This is a genomic window from Collinsella aerofaciens (genome assembly GCF_039758965.1).
Classification (GTDB): domain Bacteria; phylum Actinomycetota; class Coriobacteriia; order Coriobacteriales; family Coriobacteriaceae; genus Collinsella; species Collinsella aerofaciens_BR.
In genome coordinates this window covers 17,583-35,239 of record NZ_JBDMSL010000026.1, presented here as the reverse complement: position 1 = coordinate 35,239, position 17,657 = coordinate 17,583, and the positions used below count along the sequence as shown (strand labels likewise).

16 protein-coding genes are annotated in these 17,657 nt (G+C 58.9%); 9 read left to right on the top strand and 7 right to left on the bottom strand.

Annotated features, from left to right (window positions below; translation table 11 throughout):
* Positions 1-1,003 precede the first annotated feature (1,003 nt).
* The 5 genes from ABHU32_RS08650 (at position 1,004) to ABHU32_RS08630 (ending at position 5,391) form a co-directional block, all read left to right on the top strand.
* Positions 1,004-1,132: a hypothetical protein gene (locus ABHU32_RS08650; protein ID WP_260699462.1), complete on the top strand. Its 129-nt coding sequence runs from the start codon at positions 1,004-1,006 to the stop codon at positions 1,130-1,132.
* Between the two features lie 611 nt (positions 1,133-1,743).
* Positions 1,744-2,013, top strand: a complete 270-nt coding sequence (locus tag ABHU32_RS08645; RefSeq protein ID WP_196031589.1) for an ECs_2282 family putative zinc-binding protein — start codon at positions 1,744-1,746, stop codon at positions 2,011-2,013.
* The gene (locus tag ABHU32_RS08640; protein ID WP_260699466.1) at positions 2,010-2,501 is read left to right on the top strand and encodes a hypothetical protein; all 492 of its coding nucleotides are present in this window, start codon (positions 2,010-2,012) and stop codon (positions 2,499-2,501) included. The genes ABHU32_RS08645 and ABHU32_RS08640 overlap by 4 nt, the downstream gene beginning before the upstream one ends.
* A 629-nt stretch (positions 2,502-3,130) precedes the next feature.
* The gene (locus tag ABHU32_RS08635; RefSeq protein ID WP_260699467.1) at positions 3,131-4,954 is read left to right on the top strand and encodes a GmrSD restriction endonuclease domain-containing protein; all 1,824 of its coding nucleotides are present in this window, start codon (positions 3,131-3,133) and stop codon (positions 4,952-4,954) included.
* Between the two features lie 92 nt (positions 4,955-5,046).
* Complete coding sequence (locus ABHU32_RS08630; protein WP_196031598.1) at positions 5,047-5,391, top strand: hypothetical protein; 345 nt, start codon at positions 5,047-5,049, stop codon at positions 5,389-5,391.
* A 244-nt stretch (positions 5,392-5,635) separates the two neighbouring features.
* Here the strand turns inward: ABHU32_RS08630 and guaA are convergent, their stop codons facing one another.
* Positions 5,636-7,234, bottom strand: a complete 1,599-nt coding sequence (gene guaA / locus ABHU32_RS08625) for a glutamine-hydrolyzing GMP synthase (RefSeq protein WP_152068629.1) — start codon at positions 7,232-7,234, stop codon at positions 5,636-5,638.
* Between the two features lie 268 nt (positions 7,235-7,502).
* Between guaA and ABHU32_RS08620 the strand changes: the two genes are divergently transcribed.
* Complete coding sequence (locus ABHU32_RS08620) at positions 7,503-8,516, top strand: asparaginase (RefSeq protein WP_346979654.1); 1,014 nt, start codon at positions 7,503-7,505, stop codon at positions 8,514-8,516.
* Positions 8,517-8,538: 22 nt separating this feature from the next.
* On the opposite strand, the gene ABHU32_RS08615 is transcribed toward ABHU32_RS08620, so the two are convergent.
* Complete coding sequence (locus ABHU32_RS08615) at positions 8,539-8,757, bottom strand: helix-turn-helix domain-containing protein (protein ID WP_035136926.1); 219 nt, start codon at positions 8,755-8,757, stop codon at positions 8,539-8,541.
* A 76-nt stretch (positions 8,758-8,833) separates the two neighbouring features.
* Here ABHU32_RS08615 and ABHU32_RS08610 point away from each other — a divergent pair, with 76 nt between their 5' ends.
* Positions 8,834-9,223, top strand: a complete 390-nt coding sequence (locus ABHU32_RS08610) for a hypothetical protein (protein ID WP_346979653.1) — start codon at positions 8,834-8,836, stop codon at positions 9,221-9,223.
* Between the two features lie 9 nt (positions 9,224-9,232).
* Here the strand turns inward: ABHU32_RS08610 and ABHU32_RS08605 are convergent, their stop codons facing one another.
* From ABHU32_RS08605 to ABHU32_RS08590, 4 genes are all read right to left on the bottom strand, one after another.
* The gene (locus ABHU32_RS08605) at positions 9,233-9,616 is read right to left on the bottom strand and encodes a DUF1648 domain-containing protein (protein ID WP_346979652.1); all 384 of its coding nucleotides are present in this window, start codon (positions 9,614-9,616) and stop codon (positions 9,233-9,235) included.
* An 11-nt stretch (positions 9,617-9,627) separates the two neighbouring features.
* Positions 9,628-10,704 carry a redox-regulated ATPase YchF gene (ychF, locus tag ABHU32_RS08600; protein ID WP_346979651.1) on the bottom strand — a complete coding sequence of 359 codons (1,077 nt, stop codon included), beginning with the start codon at positions 10,702-10,704 and terminating at the stop codon, positions 9,628-9,630.
* Between the two features lie 126 nt (positions 10,705-10,830).
* Positions 10,831-12,174 carry a 6-phospho-alpha-glucosidase gene (locus tag ABHU32_RS08595; RefSeq protein WP_346979650.1) on the bottom strand — a complete coding sequence of 448 codons (1,344 nt, stop codon included), beginning with the start codon at positions 12,172-12,174 and terminating at the stop codon, positions 10,831-10,833.
* A 155-nt stretch (positions 12,175-12,329) separates the two neighbouring features.
* Positions 12,330-13,940, bottom strand: coding sequence for an alpha-glucoside-specific PTS transporter subunit IIBC (locus ABHU32_RS08590; protein WP_346979649.1), 1,611 nt, complete (start codon positions 13,938-13,940; stop codon positions 12,330-12,332).
* A 357-nt stretch (positions 13,941-14,297) separates the two neighbouring features.
* Between ABHU32_RS08590 and ABHU32_RS08585 the strand changes: the two genes are divergently transcribed.
* Entirely contained in the window at positions 14,298-15,323 is a 1,026-nt protein-coding gene (locus ABHU32_RS08585; RefSeq protein ID WP_346979648.1) for a zinc-dependent alcohol dehydrogenase family protein, read from the top strand.
* Between the two features lie 65 nt (positions 15,324-15,388).
* On the top strand, positions 15,389-16,144 hold the full coding sequence (locus ABHU32_RS08580) for a GntR family transcriptional regulator (protein ID WP_346979647.1): 756 nt from the start codon (positions 15,389-15,391) through the stop codon (positions 16,142-16,144).
* A 131-nt stretch (positions 16,145-16,275) separates the two neighbouring features.
* Here the strand turns inward: ABHU32_RS08580 and ABHU32_RS08575 are convergent, their stop codons facing one another.
* On the bottom strand, positions 16,276-17,529 hold the full coding sequence (locus ABHU32_RS08575; RefSeq protein ID WP_346979646.1) for a 4Fe-4S binding protein: 1,254 nt from the start codon (positions 17,527-17,529) through the stop codon (positions 16,276-16,278).
* Positions 17,530-17,657 lie beyond the last annotated feature (128 nt).

Sequence of the window (17,657 nt, the reverse complement as noted above, 5' to 3'; positions counted from 1 at the left end):
CGAGCGCCCAGGGCGCCACACGCGTGCACAGACTGTCGGTTCGACGTAGAAGCCTCAGCCGTAGCAACGGATTGCCCGGCGAGAGATCGCCGCGGGCGGATATTAAACTGCAAAGACGAGCGTCGGTAAGACACGCCGAGGTCGCCGCGGACGGGCTGATATAGGGAGAGGGCCTGACCCCATATCGTTGGGGCCAGGCCCGATTTTGCCTCTTGACAATGTCCTGCTCATATTAAAAGGCTTGCGTGTAAACCATCATAATCGGACGTAAGAAATGCTAAGAGAATCAATCCAAAAACAACCAAAAGACGGCTGGGGAAATGCACCCCTTCGTCATTCCCACTCGATGATCAAATCGAGTGCCGCTTCTTGTACCAACTCGCGCTCTCACCTGCAGTTTCGCTTATCCCCCGGCGCCCGGAAAGCGCCCGAAACCCGTGCACCAGCCGGTTCCGGGAATGGTACACGGGTTGCGCCACCCATGCCCGTGACGGCAGCCGGTACACGCCGGCGGACCATCCTACCTGCAGAAACGACCGTGAGGAATAATCGCCGGCGCCAGAAGCGCGGGCAAGCCGGTTTCTCCAGCGCGCAAGGTCCGGGCGGGCTGGTGAGAATAATCGGCAACTTTCGGGAATAATTGAGATGACCTGCGCAAACAGCTCGTCGGAGAGGCAGTTTCCCGACGTCACTTCCAAGCCATCTGCCACCAGCGGAATAATCCTGCGCCAGCTGGAACGCATCCGGAGGCAGCGGGGCCCTCAACGGCCGATCTCGTCCGATGCATCCTCCGATTGCCCAGAAGGCGCCCAGCGCCGCGGAGCTCACCGACCAACGGGCGAGGCGTTCGGGCACCGTCAGCCGCAAAATGCAGCACTCGGAACCAGGCCACCTTGAAGCCCGGTCCAAACGGTGGCAGAATAAGCCTGCCGAAAGGCGGAAGCCCTAGGTGTCAGATTGGCGAGGTACGTACCTCGCCATTTCCTTTTTCTGGAGATTAATCTTGCCGGGCCGCTTGAACCTCTATATCAACGAATCCGGGGACCAGGACCTCTCCGAGGGCCTCTACCTCGTCGCGGTCGTGCTGCACGACATCCTAGACTCCGTTCTTGCCCGGAACGTTACCGACTAACGCGCCGGGACTTCAGGCAGTCCTACCTGAAGCAGCTCGCGAGGAAACGGCTCTCCTAGCAGAGCGGCGCGGACGCGCCCGGCGGGTCGCGCAGGGTGCCGGACCGCGCTCGCCGACGAAGCGGCTCGCCTCTTTCGGGAAAGACCCCGAGATACAGTAACGCCGGGGAAAAGCGCCCCGGCACCTGGAGGCCGTCCTATCGGAATCGCTGGGTTTGCTAGAATAGCCTCAGATGTCAAAACCCATGGGTTTCATGGGCGGGATTGCGAGCGCGATTCTGCCCTATTTTTATCGTCAACCTGCTGTTCGTAGACCCGCCCAGATGCACCGAGCGCTACCACCTGGAGCAGGAGCGCGCCTTCAACGAGTAGCTCGAGCGCGAGCGGACGCACGCGGAGGAGTCCGCCGAGCTCGACGAGGTACGGCGCAAGCGGGACATGATGCGGCAGCGCAACTCTCGCCTGTGCAGGAAGTACGGGCTGAAGGGACGGCGGGAGCGGAAGGGTTGAGCTCTTGCGTGTCGGCCATGCTCGCCTCCAATCTCACGCCTTGTCAGCGGTAAAATTGCACATATTGGAATACCGGCCAACTGAACTGTATTGAGGTGATTCATGGACGACTTATCTGTGCAGGTGCCACTTTCATGCCCCACGTGTGGCTGCACTGAGTTCTCCGAGGTATCTGGCCAAGATCAGGACTCGGCTGATGAGCGACGTTTCATCTGCGCGCATTGTGGAGTGGCAATCTCCAGAGATCAGCTTACTGAAGCGAACTCGGCATCAATCGACGCGACAATCCAGGATATGGGCGACGACATCATTTCGGCGCTTTCGAAGGATTTGAAGAAGGCGCTGAAGCGAAAGGGCTGGAAGGTCAAATGACTGGAGATTCGCAATTAATCACCTTTGCCCCCATCGTCATATCGGCGCTCAGCCTTATCCTCGCCGTCGTTTCTTTCGTTTTGAACTACAGGCTGAGCCTGCATGACAAGAAGCGAGGCGAGCAGCTTGAGAATCTGCAGCTCAAACTTCATGAGTTGCAGCTTCAGAGAGAGGAAGAAGCCGCAGAGAGAAGATCATCCTCCAAGGTGGAAGCCCGCTACGTCCGTATTGGATTAAAAGGGCACCGCATACGAGTTTCGAACACGGGTGGCACCACCGTAACCAATGTTACCTGTGAGTATGACGAGAATGCCGGACCCTATGCTTTCATACAGGATAAAGAGCCTTACGAGCGGCTCGAACCTGGCGAGAGCTTCGATGAAACCATCTTCTTTGCCGACGGCTCTACCAGCAAATTCACGGTCAAGACGCGCTGGATCGGGGAAGATGGCAAAGAACGCAGCAGGGATAACATCGTCTCTGTTTAGCCAGTTGGCGCGTTAGGAAGCGGGAGCGTCGCTAGGCGATAGAATATGGGGGAAGGCGGAGCACGCCCCGACGGAAACGACGGGACACGGCTCCGCCTTTTCCATGCCTTTGTGACGTGCCGCGAGAATCCACCGTGAGAGAACTGACGAGTTTCACGGGGGTGATACGCATGGCAAGGCGTCCGAAGCTGACGCAGGAGATGGCTGACGAGGCGATCTGCCGCAAGGCGGACGGCCTTTCCAACGGCGACATCGTCTGCGCCCTGGGGATCCACGAACCGCCGCGAAGGGCAGACGGCGCAGCCGGCTGACCTGAGCCGGGAGCAACACGCAGGCGGAGCTGGCTGGCCCGAACCGCGGAGCAATACACAGCCGGAGCGGCGGGCATGGCCGTGAGTGACGCTCTCCGCGCAGGGCGGGGCGGTTTCCGAGCCGTGCGCGCAACAGAGCGGAGGCGGGTGGGCTGCGGGCGACCTTCGACGGGCAGCGGGTGGTGGTGGGATGTGGCACCTCGTAGCTGCACCGCTCTTCTCGTCGTGTTCTCAATATAGGCTACGCATTGTAAAATAAGAGTTTACAGGCAATTGTAATACACCGGTATCACTCCCATTTACCTCGAAGGAGCCTATATGGCTATAGCGGCGCCCAAATCATATGACACCTCGCTCGGCGAGCTTCTCGAAGGGGTTGGCAAGGGGACGCATCAGCTCCCGGAGTTCCAGCGTAGCTGGACGTGGGATGACGGGCGCATCAGGAACATCATCGCGAGCTTGACGCAGGGGTATCCGATGGGAGCCCTCATGAGGCTCGAGTGCGGCGGCAGCGAGGTGAGGCTGAAGTACCGCGCCTTCGAGGGAACGCACGGCATCTCCCGCGAGCCCAACTACCTCGTTCTCGACGGCCAGCAGCGTCTCACCTCGCTCTACTGCTCGCTTTTCGGGAAAGACCCCGTCAGCACCTCGAACGAGCGCGGCCAGAAGCTCAGCCGCTTCTACTACCTCAACATGCGCAGGTGCCTCGATCCGGAGGAAGACCGCGAGGATGCGATTGCCTCCATATCGGACAAGCGCGTCGTCACCGAGGACATCGGCCGCAAGATCGTCCTCGACCTCACGAGCCGCGAGCGCGAAATCGAGGAGCTCATGTTTCCCGCCAATCTCGTTTTCGACTCCCAGGGGCGTGACGACTGGTTTACAGAGTTCATTGAACACTATGGTCTCAAGTCCGAAGAGTACGCCCTTTGGAAGGATTTCAAAGAGAATGTCCTCAGGACGATGGAGGACTACAAGATTCCGGTCATCACCTTGGACAAGACGACGCCCCGTGAGGCGGTCTGCAAGGTCTTCGAGAACGTGAACACGGGAGGTGTCTCTCTTACCGTGTTCGAGCTCGTGACGGCTGCCTTCGCCACCTATGACTTCGACCTGCGTGGGAATTGGAACAAGGTCGTGCGCCCGCGTATTTGCGCCGAAAGCAAGGACATCAGAACGGATCTCATGCAGGGCGTCGACGAGACCACGTTTCTGACCTCCATGACGCTCTACACGACGTATCGCGCGAAGCGCGCCGGCACCAAGGGCAGCACCAGCTGCAAGAAGAAGGACGTTCTGGCGCTGCGCTACGAGGACTACGTCGCCAACCTGGACGCGCTGTTGGACGGGTTCGACATGGCGCGCGATTTGCTCATCGGCGAGTGCGTCTTCCGCATGCGCGACCTTCCCTATACGACGCAGCTCATCCCTCTCGCGGCCACCTGCGCCTACATCGGGCGCAAGGCGTTCGACCGGCAGCCCGTGAAGGCAATCCTCCGCCGGTGGCTGTGGTGCGGGATCTTCGGGGAGATGTACGGTGGCGCCAACGAGACGCGTTACGCCAACGACATCGAGGACCTGGTTGCGGCGATAGAGGGCGCCGACTCGCAGATGCGCACCGTGAACGCCGCCTACTTCCAGTCCACGCGCCTGCTGGGCCTTCAGACCAGAAACAGCGCCGCCTATAAGGGGGTCATGGCCCTCGTGTTCCGCGAGAACTGCCTCGATTTCGTCGACGGCGCACCAATGACCACGGTGAAGTCGATGGAGACCCCGCCGGACATCCACCACATCTTCCCGCGTGCGTACTGTGAGAGGACGGGGCTCGAACGGACGAAGTGGAACTCCATCGTGAACAAGACCCCGCTCATCGCGCGCACTAACCGGGAGATCGGGGGTGTTGCCCCTTCGAAGTACCTGCCGAAGATCATGAAGGATGAGCAGATCGACGGTGATGAGCTCCGTAGGCGTGTTGAGTCGCACCTCATCGACTACGACGCCCTCGCCGCCGATGACTTCGACGCGTTCTTCCTAGATCGCGCGAAGAGGCTCCTCGACGTCATCGAGCAGGCAATGGGCAAGGAGGTGCCCGACCGGGCATCTGACGAAACAGTAGCGGCGTTCGGTCACGTCCTGAACTGACCGTAGCGCATGCCCCGCAGGAGCAGGAGGGCGATGCGCTACGTGCCCTCGATACCACAAGCCCATCTTATTCGAATCAAGGAGTCGCCGCGATGGAACCTCATAACGTTGCAAAGTACGCTCGCAAGCTGAGGCTTGCGATCGAGGAACGTGGTGCCGCCGCACTCGAGCGCGACGACTGGGCGGCGCGCTTCCAGGAGTTTGGCTTCGAGATGGATTGCGGTCACTCGTATGAAGAGCTTTACGGGCTCGCCTTGCATGATGCACAGGGCCTCAGGCGCGAGCTTGCGCACATCGACGATGTACAAACGCTCGGCAACGCGGTCTTCTCGCAGTGCCGGTACATTACGCATTGGTCGATGGGGCCTTGCGAGCGAGAGCTCGACTGGCTGGAAATCGCGCTTGGGCGTCTCGAGGAGCTCGCCCACGACGCATAGTCGTCGACCGGCTCGCGGGACGGTATCGGCACCAGGCTGCTTCACGTTTGCGCACCACTCATCGAGTAGCCATAGGCTGCTTTGGTAAAATCGGAGAAGCTACCAAGACTGGCTTTTAACTGGAGATCGTTCGTCTATTTCCTCTGTGAGAAAGGGCTCCGTCCGAATCGAACGAAACCCTTTCTTGACCTGCGGAAATGTCAGTTTTTGGAAGATGGTGTTGAGAAGTGTCAGACCCCGAAAATCACTCCCACTCGATGGTCGCGGGCGGCTTGGACGTGATGTCGTAGCACACGCGGTTGGCGCCGGGGACCTCGGCAACGATGCGGCCAGAGATGCGGGCCAGCACGTCGTAGGGCAGCTTGGCCCAGTCGGCGGTCATAGCATCGCTGGACTCGACGGCACGCAGAATGATCGGGCGCTGATAAGTGCGCTCGTCGCCCATAACGCCAACGGACTTGATGTCAGGCAGGACCGCGAAATACTGCCAGCAGCTGTGCTCGGAGTTGCGCTCGCCGGTCTGCTCAAACAGACGCTGGTTGTAGGCGTCGAGCTCCTCGCGCACGATGGCGTCGGCGTTCTTGAGGATCTCGAGCTTCTCCTTATCGACCGCACCGATGATGCGGATGGCCAGACCCGGACCCGGGAAAGGCTGGCGGAACACGATGTGACCTGGCAGGCCCAGCGCCAGACCAAGCGCGCGGACCTCGTCCTTAAAGAAGTGGTCGAGCGGCTCAATAAGGTCGAAGTGCACGCCCTCGGGGAACGGGATCAGGTTGTGATGGCTCTTGATGGTGGCCGTCTTGCCGCCCGTCTTGCGAGCGCCGGACTCGATGATGTCGGGGTAGATGGTGCCCTGAGCCAGGTATTTGACCGGCTTGCCATCGGTCTCGAGCTGCTGGGCCACGGCGAAGAACTCTTTCCAGAACTGCGTACCGATGATGCGGCGCTTCTCCTCGGGCTCGGTCACGCCAGCCAGAAGCTCGGCATAACGGTCCTCGGCGTGAACGTGGATAAAGTCGACGTCAAACTGCTTGGTGAAGACCTCCTCCACCTGCTCGGGCTCGCCCTTGCGCAGCAGACCGTGGTTGATGAACACGCAGGTCATCTGCTTGCCCACGGCGCGGGCGCCCAGCGCAGCCACGACGGAGGAGTCAACGCCGCCGGACAGGGCCAGAATCACGCGGTCGTCGCCAACCTTCTCGCGGAACTCGGCCGTCATGGTCTCGACCAGGTTGTCCATGCTCCAGTTGGGCTCCAGGCCGCAGATCTCAAACAGGAAGTTGCTCAGCAGCTGCTGACCGTACTCGGAGTGCTTGACCTCGGGGTGGAACTGCGTGGTGAAGATCTTGCGCTCGGGGCACTCCATGGCGGCAACCGGGCACACGTCGGTGCTGGCGGTAACGGTAAAGCCCTCGGGCACCTCGGACACGGCGTCGCGGTGGCTCATCCACACGGTTTGCTCCATGGGCGTGGAGTTAAAGAGCTTGGCGCCGGCAGTACGCGTAATAGTGGCACGGCCGTACTCGCCCACCTCGGAGTGACCGACCTTGCCGCCGAGCGTCACGGCCGTGATCTGATGGCCGTAGCAGAAGCCCAGGACGGGAAGGCCCAGGTCAAAGATGGCGGGGTCGATGGACGGAGCGTCCTCGGCGTACACGGAAGCCGGACCGCCGGAAAGGATGAGCGCAGAGGCGTTCATCTCGCGAATCTCATCGGCCGAGATGTCGCAGGGGACAATCTCGGAATACACGTTGAGGTCGCGGACGCGACGGGCAATGAGCTGACCGTACTGCGCACCAAAGTCGAGTACGAGGACCTTTGCGGAAGCCTTTTGATCCATGGTTTCCCCCTCTTGTTGGCGGGGAGCCGGTGCCCACCCGCGTGAATGAACGAAAATAACCTCCATAGTGTACACGTTATATGGGGTTTCTCGTCCCTCGCAGCCATCAGCGCACGGCAAACGCACGACCCGGGCCCCTATTTGCCAGCAATTGAAGTGTTACCAAACGTTACAGATGATGTAATACGTTTGAACATTGGACGCCCTGTGCCACAATACTGCCGAACGACTCCGCCTCTGCGGCGGCAAATACGATAGGAATACCAGCATGAAGCGCATCCTTCTCATCGCCACGGGCGGCACCATCGCATCGACCGAGGACGGCAACGGCCTCTCCCCCGCCCTGACCGGTGAGGAGCTCGCCCAGAGCGTCCCCGAGATCTCGGGCCTCTGCGAGCTCGACGTCGTGCAGCCCATGAACATCGACAGCACCAATATGCGCCCCAGTGACTGGATGCGTATCCGCGACGTCATCGTCAAGGGCTATGCCGACCACGACGGCTTCGTGATTCTGCACGGCACCGACACCATGAGCTACACCGCGGCGGCGCTTTCCTATCTGATTCAGGACAGCCCCAAGCCTATCGTGCTCACCGGCTCGCAAAAGCCCATGGGCAATCCCTTTACCGACGCCAAGCTCAACCTGTACCAGAGCCTGCTCTATGCGCTCGACGAGCATTCGCACGATGTGTCGATTGTGTTTGGTGGCGTCGCCATTGCCGGCACGCGCGCCCGCAAGCAACGCACCATGAGCTTTAACGCGTTCATTAGCGTCAATTATCCGCCCATCGCCTATATCCGCAACGACCGCATCGTGCACAACGGACTCCACGGCACGCATCAGGGCGAAAACCCGGTGCGTTTCTACGACAGCATCGACCCGCGCGTATTTGTACTCAAGCTTACGCCCGGTGTGAACCCGGGTATCCTGGACGCCCTAGCCGATAGCTACGACGCCGTGATTCTGGAGACCTTTGGCATTGGCGGTATCCCCGAGTTTGGCGAGTCCGGCGAGTCATTCCAGGAGGCGATTTTCCGCTGGGTCGATTCGGGCCGCACCGTCGTTATGACCACGCAGGTCCCCGAAGAGGGCCTCGATCTGGGCGTTTATGAGGTCGGCCGTGCCTACGCCAATCATCCGGGTATTTTGCGCGGCGACGATATGACCACCGAGACGCTCGTGGCCAAGACCATGTGGGCACTCGGCCAGTCACGCGATGCCGCCGAAATCCAGCGCCTGTTCTACAGCCAAATCAACCACGACCGCGTCCCGATGGCGTAATTCAGTTGTCGACGGGTACCCCCTATTCGATGCCCTCGAGAAGCTCTGAGACCGTCATGCCGAGTGCGGGTGCGATCTTAAATAGAACCTTGAGCGTGAAATTTGCCGTCCCATCTTCGATTCGGTCGAGGTAGGGTCGGCTGATTCCTGTCGCCACACAAAAATCAACCTTGGAGATACCAAGGTCCCTGCGTGTCTCTTCGACCCGCCTGCCAAGAATCTGTTTCGCACGTTCGTCCATGCAGCCGAGTTTGAAATGGAGCCGAACATAAACGTAAACTATAGTTTACGTTTTGCCGAATACACAGGAGTTTTCTATGTCGGATTCTTCGGTCCGTATGTACCGAGCCACGCTCCGCACAAACAGCGCGCCGCCCAAGCTCGTCGTCGTTGAAGCAGAATGCCTTTCGCCCGATGAGCGCACAGCATTTGCATTGCTATCAAGTCGCGTCGCCGCCGTTCTGGTCCCTTGCCCGGCGCAAGGTGAACTTGCCATCCAATGCCAAGCGCACAGCTGCTCGCTCAATCAGGCTGCCGTAATCGCAACCAGCCAACACGGTCTGCCCCTTCTCCTGGAAGCCGGTATCGCACTTGCTCTTCGCGGTGCCGGATACGAAAACGAGGCCGCCGCCGACATGGTCTTTAAACCACGATCGAGCGGCGGCCTCGCAGCAGCCATTGAATATGCATGCAGGCTCGTTGCCTAAAAGGACAAGCTAGAAACCAAAGCCAAAGCCCGTTCCAGTAATCGCCGAATACATAAAGTAGACGTTGATTACGTTGAGGAACACGCCCGTGATGCAGCCGTTACGCAGGTAGCGCTCGCACGTAAGACGTGCCATCACAGCGGAGTCCTCGTTGTTTTTTGCCTGGCGTCCCGCCGTAAAGTACGTCGCCACGCTCAGCAGCAGGTTGAGCACCGGCAGTGCCAGCAGCTCGTAGCTCTTGCCCCAGCGCGTCACCTCGCCGGCGGCATTAAACTTTGTTGCCACCTCGGGACCAATGTTGGGGACAACACACGCTGCAACCACCAGCGGAATCACCGCAAGCACCAGCAGCGCAATACCCATGTAGCCGGCTTTTTTTCCATATTTAAACATGCGCGTCGTCCTTACACGTTAAAGCGGAAGTGCACGACGTCGCCATCGGCCATGACATAGTCCTTGCCCTCAATACGCAGCTTGCCGGCGGCCTTGGCGCCCTGCTCGCCGCCGAGCTCGATGTAGTCGTCATAGCCAATGACCTCGGCCTTAATAAAGCCGCGCTCAAAGTCGGTGTGGATGACACCGGCGGCCTGCGGGGCGGTCGCGCCCTGACGCACCGTCCAGGCCTTGACCTCCATCTCGCCGGCCGTAAAGAACGACTGCAGGCCGAGCAGCTTGTAGGCCGCCTGCGCGAGCACGTCCAGACCGGGCTGCTCCAAGCCCAGGCTCTCCAGGTAGTCGGCGGCATCCTCGGGATCGAGTTCGGAAAGCTCGGCCTCGATCTTGGCGCAGATAGGCAGCGGCTTGACGCCGTCGATGGGCGCCAGGTCATCGTTGAGCATATCCTCGTCCACGTTTGCCACATACAGGATGGGCTTCATGGTGAGCAGGAACAGGCCCTTGGCGGCAGCACGCTCCTCGTCGGTCATCTCCATGGATGCGGCGCGCTTGCCCTCGTTGAGCCAGGCAAGCAGACGCTTAGCGACCTCAAACTTGGGCATGAGTTCCTTGTCGCGCTTGGCCTCCTTCTCGAGCTTGGGCAGCTGCTTCTCGAGCGTGCCCATGTCGGCCAGGATGAGCTCGGTCATGATGGTGTCGGCATCGCCGGCAGGATCGACGAACTCGCCCGTGCGGCCCACCTCACGCATGACGTTGGGGTCCTTAAAGTAGCGCACGACCTCGCAGATGGCATCGGTCTCGCGGATGTTTGCCAAGAACTGGTTGCCCAGGCCCTCGCCCTCGTTAGCGCCCTTCACCAGACCTGCGATGTCGACGAACTCGACCGTCGCCGGCACAATGCGACCCGGGTTAACGATGTCGGCGAGCTTTTGCAAGCGGTTATCGGGCACATCGACGATACCCACGTTGGGGTCGATCGTGGCAAACGGGTAGTTGGCGGCAAGGCCGGTCTTTTTGGTAAGCGCGGTGAACAGCGTCGACTTGCCTACGTTGGGCAGGCCCACGATACCGATGGAAAGGGACACGACAGCTCCTTTTGGTACAGGTACTTCAAACCTCATAAGTATAGCGCCGCCGCAGCATCCGAGCGAATCCGGACACCGCGGCGGCGCAAATGAAGCAGAGATGCGTGAGGTTCGAGACAGTAGTCCTTACTTAAGCTCGGGCCAGAAATCCTTGTTGGCCTCGATGAGCTCGTCCAAGATCTGCTTGGCAACGCTCGCCGAAGGAATGGTCTTGGAGAGCGTGAGTGCCTGCCAGAGCTTCTGGTAGCTGCCCTCGACCCAAGCCTGGACAACGAGCTTCTCGACGGAAACCTGCTGCTCCATCAGGCCCTTCTGGAACTGCGGGATCGGGCCCTGGCAAATCTTCTCAAAGCCGTTGGAACCGACGATGCAAGGCACCTCGACCATGGCCGTTGGGTCGAAGTTGGGCACAGCACCATCGTTGGGAACGATCAGCAGGAAGCGCTCGAGCGTATTCTCGGCCAGTGCGCAGGCAAGGTCGACGATGTAGTTGGCATGTACATCCGGCTCAAAGCCGCCGTCCTTGGCAGTACCCTTGGCGATGATGTCGCGGCAAGCGCCAAAGACCTTCTTCTCGCGGCCGTCCATAACCTCATTGGCGCGAGTGTAGTTGGGGTCAGACGTCTCGACGACATAGTCCGGGTACAGGTAATACTTGAGGTAGGTATTGGGAATCGTCTCGGGATCTACAGCATAGACATCCTTGGCCTTGCCGAAGGTGTGAATCCAGCTCTCCTCGACATGCTGCTCCTTCCCGGCCTCGTGCTCGATGCCGTCCAGGTAGCCGTTCTTAGCCATGTGCTCCTTAATCTGCGGCATGAGGTCGTTGCCATCCTTGTCGTAGATTTTGCTCCACCAACCAAAGTGGTTGAGGCCGTAGTAGCTATACTGCAGCTCGCGACGATCCTTGATACCGCACATACGGCTCATCTTATCCATGAGGTCGATCGGCATGTCGCAGATGTTGATGATGCGGCTGTTGGGGCGCAGCACGCGGCAGGCCTCGGCGACGATGGCCGCGGGGTTGGAGTAGTTGAGCATCCAGGCGTTGGGGCTGTACTTCTCCATGTAGTCGAGGATCTCGATGACACCACCGATGGAGCGCATGCCGTAGGCGATACCGCCGGCACCGCAGGTCTCTTGGCCAACGCAGCCGTACTTGAGAGGAATCTTCTCGTCGAGCTCGCGCATAGCGTACAGGCCAACGCGGATGTGAGCGAGGACGAAGTCAGTACCGGTAAAAGCGGTCTCGGGGTCGGTGGTGTAGTTGAACTCAACCTCGGGAGCGTTCTCGTGGAAGTAGATCTCGCAGGCCTTGGCAACGATCTCCTGGCGCTCGGCGTTGTTGTCATAGAAGGTCACCTTGTTGACCGGGAAGCGATCGCGCTCCTCAAGCAGCATCAGGGCGATGCCCGGGGTGAAGGTGGAGCCACCGCCGGCAATGGTCACGGCATAGTTTTTCTTGGACATGATGTCCTCCTCATTCTGGCCGCTTGCTCAATCCATCCCCGTACGCGGCCTGCACGGTTTGGAATTGTTACCTAGAAGTGGAGTTTTTTATCTCTAGAATCGGCCTTGCGGTGCATACCGGCTCTGCAAGGCCGATTGTTTCGATGGACGATGGTTTACAGAAGAGTCTCGAACTTCAGAAGACTCTCGAACTTCTCGCGAACCTGCGGGACGCTAAGGCCGACGATGACCTGGATTGACTGACCTTGGACCACCAAGCCATGCGTACCGATCGCCTTGAAGGAAGCCTCGGGTGCAACGACGCTCTTGTCCTTGACGTTAACGCGCAGACGGGTAGCGCAGTTAGTTACATCGATGATGTTATCCGTGCCACCGAGCAGATCGAGGATGTTCTCGGCAAGCACCAAGCGCTCATCATCTTTACTCTGGGCGACCGATTTGCCAGCAGCAGCACCGCCCTGCTTTTGCTTGTAGTCGGCCTTGGACTTGAGCTCGACCTCAACATCGTCATCCTCGCGACCGGGGGTCTTAAAGTCGAACTTGACGATCAGGAAACGGAAGACCACGACCCAAAGGGCGGTAAAGCACAGACCGACAAGGATGGAGATGGCGTACTGCAGACCGTGTGCGGCCCAAAGGGGCAGCCAGTCCCACGAGAGCATCGAGATGATGCCGCCGTCGAAGATGCCCACGACGCCAAGGAGGTTTTGAGCCATGCAGCCGAGCGCTCCGAGCACGCAGTGGACGACGAACAGGCCGGGCGCAATGAACAGGAAGGTGAAGTCAAGCGGCTCGGTGATACCGCAAAGCATAGCGGTAAGGGTGACCGGGATCAGCAGAGCCTTGACGCGCTGCTTGCGCTCGGGTTTGGCGGTCATATAAAACGCAATGGCGACGCCAAGCGAGCCGAAGACCTTAGTCCAACCAGGGCAGGTATAGGCAGCCCAGGGTGCGGCATCCTTAAGAGCAATGCTCGGATCGGCAGCCAATTGGGGCAGGATGTTGGCCCAAGCAGCAAAGATGCCGCCGTTGACCGCCGCGTTGTCGTAATAGAACGGCGTATAGATAAAGTGGTGCAGGCCTGTAGGGATCAGCACGCGCTCGAAGAAAGCAAAGACACCCACGCCAAACGTACCGGCGGAAAGGATGAATCCCTGGAAGGCAGAGATAGCAGCCTGAACATGCGGCCACACCAGGCAGGCGATAAGAGCGACCGGAACCATAACGAAGAAACCGATCATATAGATGAACACGGAGCCCGAGAACACGCCCAACCACTCGGGGAGCTCGGTGTCGAAGAACTTGTTATGCAGCATCGTGGCGATACCAGAGATAATGAGCGCGCCCATGATGCCCATATCAAGCGTTTTGATGCTTGCGATAGTGGCAAGACCAGTACCGCTGCCCGCCTCGACAGAGTAGTCGACCCCAAAGACAGGGCCCCACTGCCCCAAGATTGTGCTAACAAAGTAGTTGAAGGTAAGGTAGATGGCCAAAGCCTCCATGCAGCAGCGAGCGTTCTGCTTGTTCGCGAGCGAGATTGGCAACGCTACGCAAAACAGCAACGGCATCTGGTTAAAGAGCGTCCAACCACCCTGGAGCAGCACATTCCAGCAATCAAACCAAAGATGGCCCGCAGTGGCCATCTCGCCAAAGATCGCCTCGGTGGTAAACAACGTACCCAGGCCGACGACGATTCCGGAAAATGCGAAAAGAATTGCAGGCGTGTACATTGCACCGCCGAAACGTTGTATCTTTTGCATCATGACGGGGAATCCCCCTCTCTTCATTCGGAGCGACTGCGGTTTTGGCTTCACTCGAGACCGCAGACGCGCCGTTTGCGTGTACCTCGTGCAATAGGACGGGTGGGCCCGCTTCCCTGACTTCTTGCGCTTCTATTTTTATCATACCACTTATCTAGACAAGTTAGCATAAATACTACGGTCGGTAAACGGTTGATTATTGGCCGTAAACGGTATATGTCCAGTATTTTGCCTGTTAAATCTGACATAGCTGATGGCTGCATTTCATTTTTCTTTTCTACTTGTCTAGATGTGCTTGTATATATCTATAGACATGTCTATACTTCATTACAACATTCACCGCCACGTTAAGGAGTCACCATGAAAAGCGCGGTCTTCTATGGAAAGCACGACCTCAGAGTCGAGGAATCGGCAAAGCCGGCCGTGGGCAGGCGCGACGTTCTGATCAACGTCAAAGCTTGCGGCGTCTGCGGTACCGACGTTCATATCTATGAAGGCGACAAGGGTGCAGCCGACGTTACCCCGCCCACGATCCTTGGTCATGAGTTTGCGGGCGTTGTCGAGGCCGTGGGCAGCGACGTCGCTGGCTTTAAACCGGGCGATCGCGTGTGCATCGACCCAAACCATCCCTGCGGCTGCTGCGAACCCTGCCGCGACGGAATCAACCACTACTGCGAGCATATGACCGGTTACGGCACCACCGTTAACGGCGGCTTTGCCGAGTACTGCTCCGTCGACATGCAGCAAGTCTACAAGTTGGGCAATCACACCAGCTTTGAGCAGGGTGCTATGACCGAGCCCGTCGCCTGCTGCCTGCACGGCATCGATATGTGCAACATCAAGCCCGGCAGCACAGTTGTCGTTATCGGCGGTGGCATGATCGGTCTGCTCATGATGCAGCTTGCTAAAAACGCCGGCGCCACCAAGGTTGTCTTGCTCGAGCCTGTCGAAGGCAAGCGCGAGGTTGCGCTCAAACTCGGCGCCGACCTGGCAATTGATTCCATCCACGAGGACGTCCCGGCCCGCCTGAAGCAGGAGGGCGTTGGCAACGTCGATGTCGTTATCGAGTGTGTTGGCAAGCCCGTCACCATCGAGCAGGCCATCCAGATCGCCGGCCACAAGGCTACGGTCATGATGTTCGGCCTCACCAAGCCCGATGAGACAATCACCGTCAAGCCCTTCGAGGTCTTCCAGAAGGAGCTTGTGCTTACCTCGTCCTACATCAACCCTTATACGCAGCGTCGCGCGCTCGAGCTCATCGACTCTGGCAGGCTCGACGTATCCTCGATGGTCGCCAAGGTGGCTTCCCTCGACGAACTCGGCGCCATCCTGTCAGACCCGGCCCTGCGTGCCATGGGTAAATATATAATCGACCCCAGCAAGTAAATCGATCGACACCTGCGCGAGCGGTCCTCATCCACCGCTCGCGCACTCAGCTCTAGGAGACCGTCGTGGCGCGAGCCATCTTCCAAACTATTTATGACAACGTGAAGCAGTTGATTGACGACGGCACATACGCCTATCAGAGTTATCTGCCTTCGGAGACTGAGCTCACGCAGCTGTTTGACTGTTCGCGCATGACGGTCCGTCGCGCCATCTCGATGCTTGCGGCAGATGGTTACGTGCTCCCCCAGCAAGGCAAAGGCATGCGCGTCATTCGCAACATCAGTGACGAGAAGAGTCGTGGTGGCGGCGGACTCGAGACCTTTAAGGAAATCGCGGTCAACCGAGGCTTTGAGCTCAAGACTGTCACCACCGTCTTTGAGCTCCTCATCTGCAGCAAGGCGCTCTCCAAGATTACCGGGTTTCCCGAAGGCTGTGAGCTCACACGTGCCAAACGCATCCGTTATGCAGACGGACAAGCCGTGTGCTCCGACGACTCCTATTATCTAAGCTCACAGGTACCGGGACTGACACCCGAGATTGTCAACGATTCGATCTATCGTTACCTCGAAGAAGATCTTGGCATTAAGATTGCCACGGGCAAACGCGATGTGACGATCGAGCATCCCACGCCCGAGGATACGCGCGTGCTCGATCTCGACGACTTTAACGCACTCGCCGTTATACGCGGGCAGACTTACAACGCCGACGGCATCCTTATGGAATACACCGAGACCAAACAGGTCCCCGGGTTCTTTTTGCTCCATGAAACCGTGACGCGCAACGGTACCGGTCGAACCGGCCACCAAAGTAGCATGAACTAACCATCTATTAGTTGCGGTGGAATAGTTCCTAGAATGGCCAGCTTAAGGGCAAAACAGGAACTATTCCACCGCAACTTTTTTGGCCGGTGGGGCAGTACCTGTCCCACCGGCCATCATTTACGCTCTTTTAGCTAGTCCGCAAGCTTCTCCACCTGATCGAGCATCTTGTCGAGCTTGGCCTTTGCTTCGGCTTTTGCCTTTTGGGCCTCTTCGTGGGCTTTGGCCTTTTTCGCGGCCTTTTCCTCGGCCTCGGGGTCGACGACAACCAAGTTGGACGCATCGTGTTCGACCAACTTAAGTGCATGTTCGGGACAAACCTTGACACAGGCGCCGCAGCCTAAACAATACGTGGACTCCAACGCAAAGCGACCACTTCCCACCAGGTCACAAGCAGATGTGGGGCACGCGTTGACGCACTCGCCGCACGACGTGCACTTGTCAAAATCGCACTCCGGCGTGCTCACCTGCATGTTCTGGGCAAGCTCGGGGTGGTTTTGCAGCGTCGAGAGCACCAGCTGCCGCCCGTGCGTGAGCGAACGGCGACGCTTGGTCGTCGTGGTGCCGCACATGGTGTTGAGCGTGCGCTCCAGCTGGGTAATCTGATGTCGATGGGCCTTGAGCTTTTGCGTCACCGAGGCCAGCGCCGCCGTCGCCGGGTTGAGCTTGGTCACCGTCAGGCCCGTGGTGCGGGCGATCTTTTCCATGTACTCCTTGCGCTCGTACTCGCGAAGCTTATGGCACTTGAGGCTCTTGGGGTCGACTTCCAGGCCCATACCCGTGCCAGACCACTCCTCGGCCTTCGCAATCGCCTCGCCCAGAATGTCCTCACCGCCGATGTTGCGGCATTTATCGCACACGCCCAACGGCAGGTACACGCTCACGTTGGGATAGTCCGCCAGTACCGAGAACCAAGTCTCGGCCGTAATATCGCCCACGCAGGCAACGACGACCTCGTTTTCGCGCGGCATGCGTTTGAGGGCACGCGTGCAGGTGACGTAGGCGGTCTCGTGGCTCGTAGCAGCAGAGACGATATCGTCATACAGGTTTTTAGGCGCCAGGCGCGGCGAGATGATCGCCTCGGTCGGGCAGGCAGCGGCGCACAGACCGCACTTGCGGCAGGAGTCGAGGATCTCGATGGCGTCTTCCTCGACCTCGATAGCGTTGACCGGGCACACGTCCATGCACGCGGTGCAGCCGCTCTTTTCGTTTTTGCAGGTCAGGCACGGAATGGTATTGCCGCGCGGGCGCTCCTTGTAGTCGGCAGGATTCCACTGCGGCGCCGACGGATCGAGTGCATCGGTCACGCCGCCAAGCGGATTTTTAAGAAAGTCGAAACCCTTGCTGATCTCGATAATGTCATCAAACAGATCGTGTTCCTGCGCCATGCGCGGCCCCTCCCTGAGCAGTGCAAACAAGCAAGAGATAATGATACGCCATTAGCTTATGCCTCGGGCAATTTACACGCGGCGCATCTTTGCGGCAAATAGCCTATGCCTATCGCCGCCTCGATTGC

Coding starts and splice junctions, on each gene's coding strand:
- ABHU32_RS08645 (WP_196031589.1), top strand. CDS start 1,744: ATGGACGACTTATCTGTGCAGGTGCCACTTTCATGCCCCACGTGTGGC.
- ABHU32_RS08640 (WP_260699466.1), top strand. CDS start 2,010: ATGACTGGAGATTCGCAATTAATCACCTTTGCCCCCATCGTCATATCG.
- ABHU32_RS08635 (WP_260699467.1), top strand. CDS start 3,131: ATGGCTATAGCGGCGCCCAAATCATATGACACCTCGCTCGGCGAGCTT.
- ABHU32_RS08630 (WP_196031598.1), top strand. CDS start 5,047: ATGGAACCTCATAACGTTGCAAAGTACGCTCGCAAGCTGAGGCTTGCG.
- guaA (WP_152068629.1), bottom strand. CDS start 7,234: ATGGATCAAAAGGCTTCCGCAAAGGTCCTCGTACTCGACTTTGGTGCG.
- ABHU32_RS08620 (WP_346979654.1), top strand. CDS start 7,503: ATGAAGCGCATCCTTCTCATCGCCACGGGCGGCACCATCGCATCGACC.
- ABHU32_RS08615 (WP_035136926.1), bottom strand. CDS start 8,757: ATGGACGAACGTGCGAAACAGATTCTTGGCAGGCGGGTCGAAGAGACA.
- ABHU32_RS08610 (WP_346979653.1), top strand. CDS start 8,834: ATGTCGGATTCTTCGGTCCGTATGTACCGAGCCACGCTCCGCACAAAC.
- ABHU32_RS08605 (WP_346979652.1), bottom strand. CDS start 9,616: ATGTTTAAATATGGAAAAAAAGCCGGCTACATGGGTATTGCGCTGCTG.
- ABHU32_RS08595 (WP_346979650.1), bottom strand. CDS start 12,174: ATGTCCAAGAAAAACTATGCCGTGACCATTGCCGGCGGTGGCTCCACC.
- ABHU32_RS08590 (WP_346979649.1), bottom strand. CDS start 13,940: ATGATGCAAAAGATACAACGTTTCGGCGGTGCAATGTACACGCCTGCA.
- ABHU32_RS08585 (WP_346979648.1), top strand. CDS start 14,298: ATGAAAAGCGCGGTCTTCTATGGAAAGCACGACCTCAGAGTCGAGGAA.
- ABHU32_RS08575 (WP_346979646.1), bottom strand. CDS start 17,529: ATGGCGCAGGAACACGATCTGTTTGATGACATTATCGAGATCAGCAAG.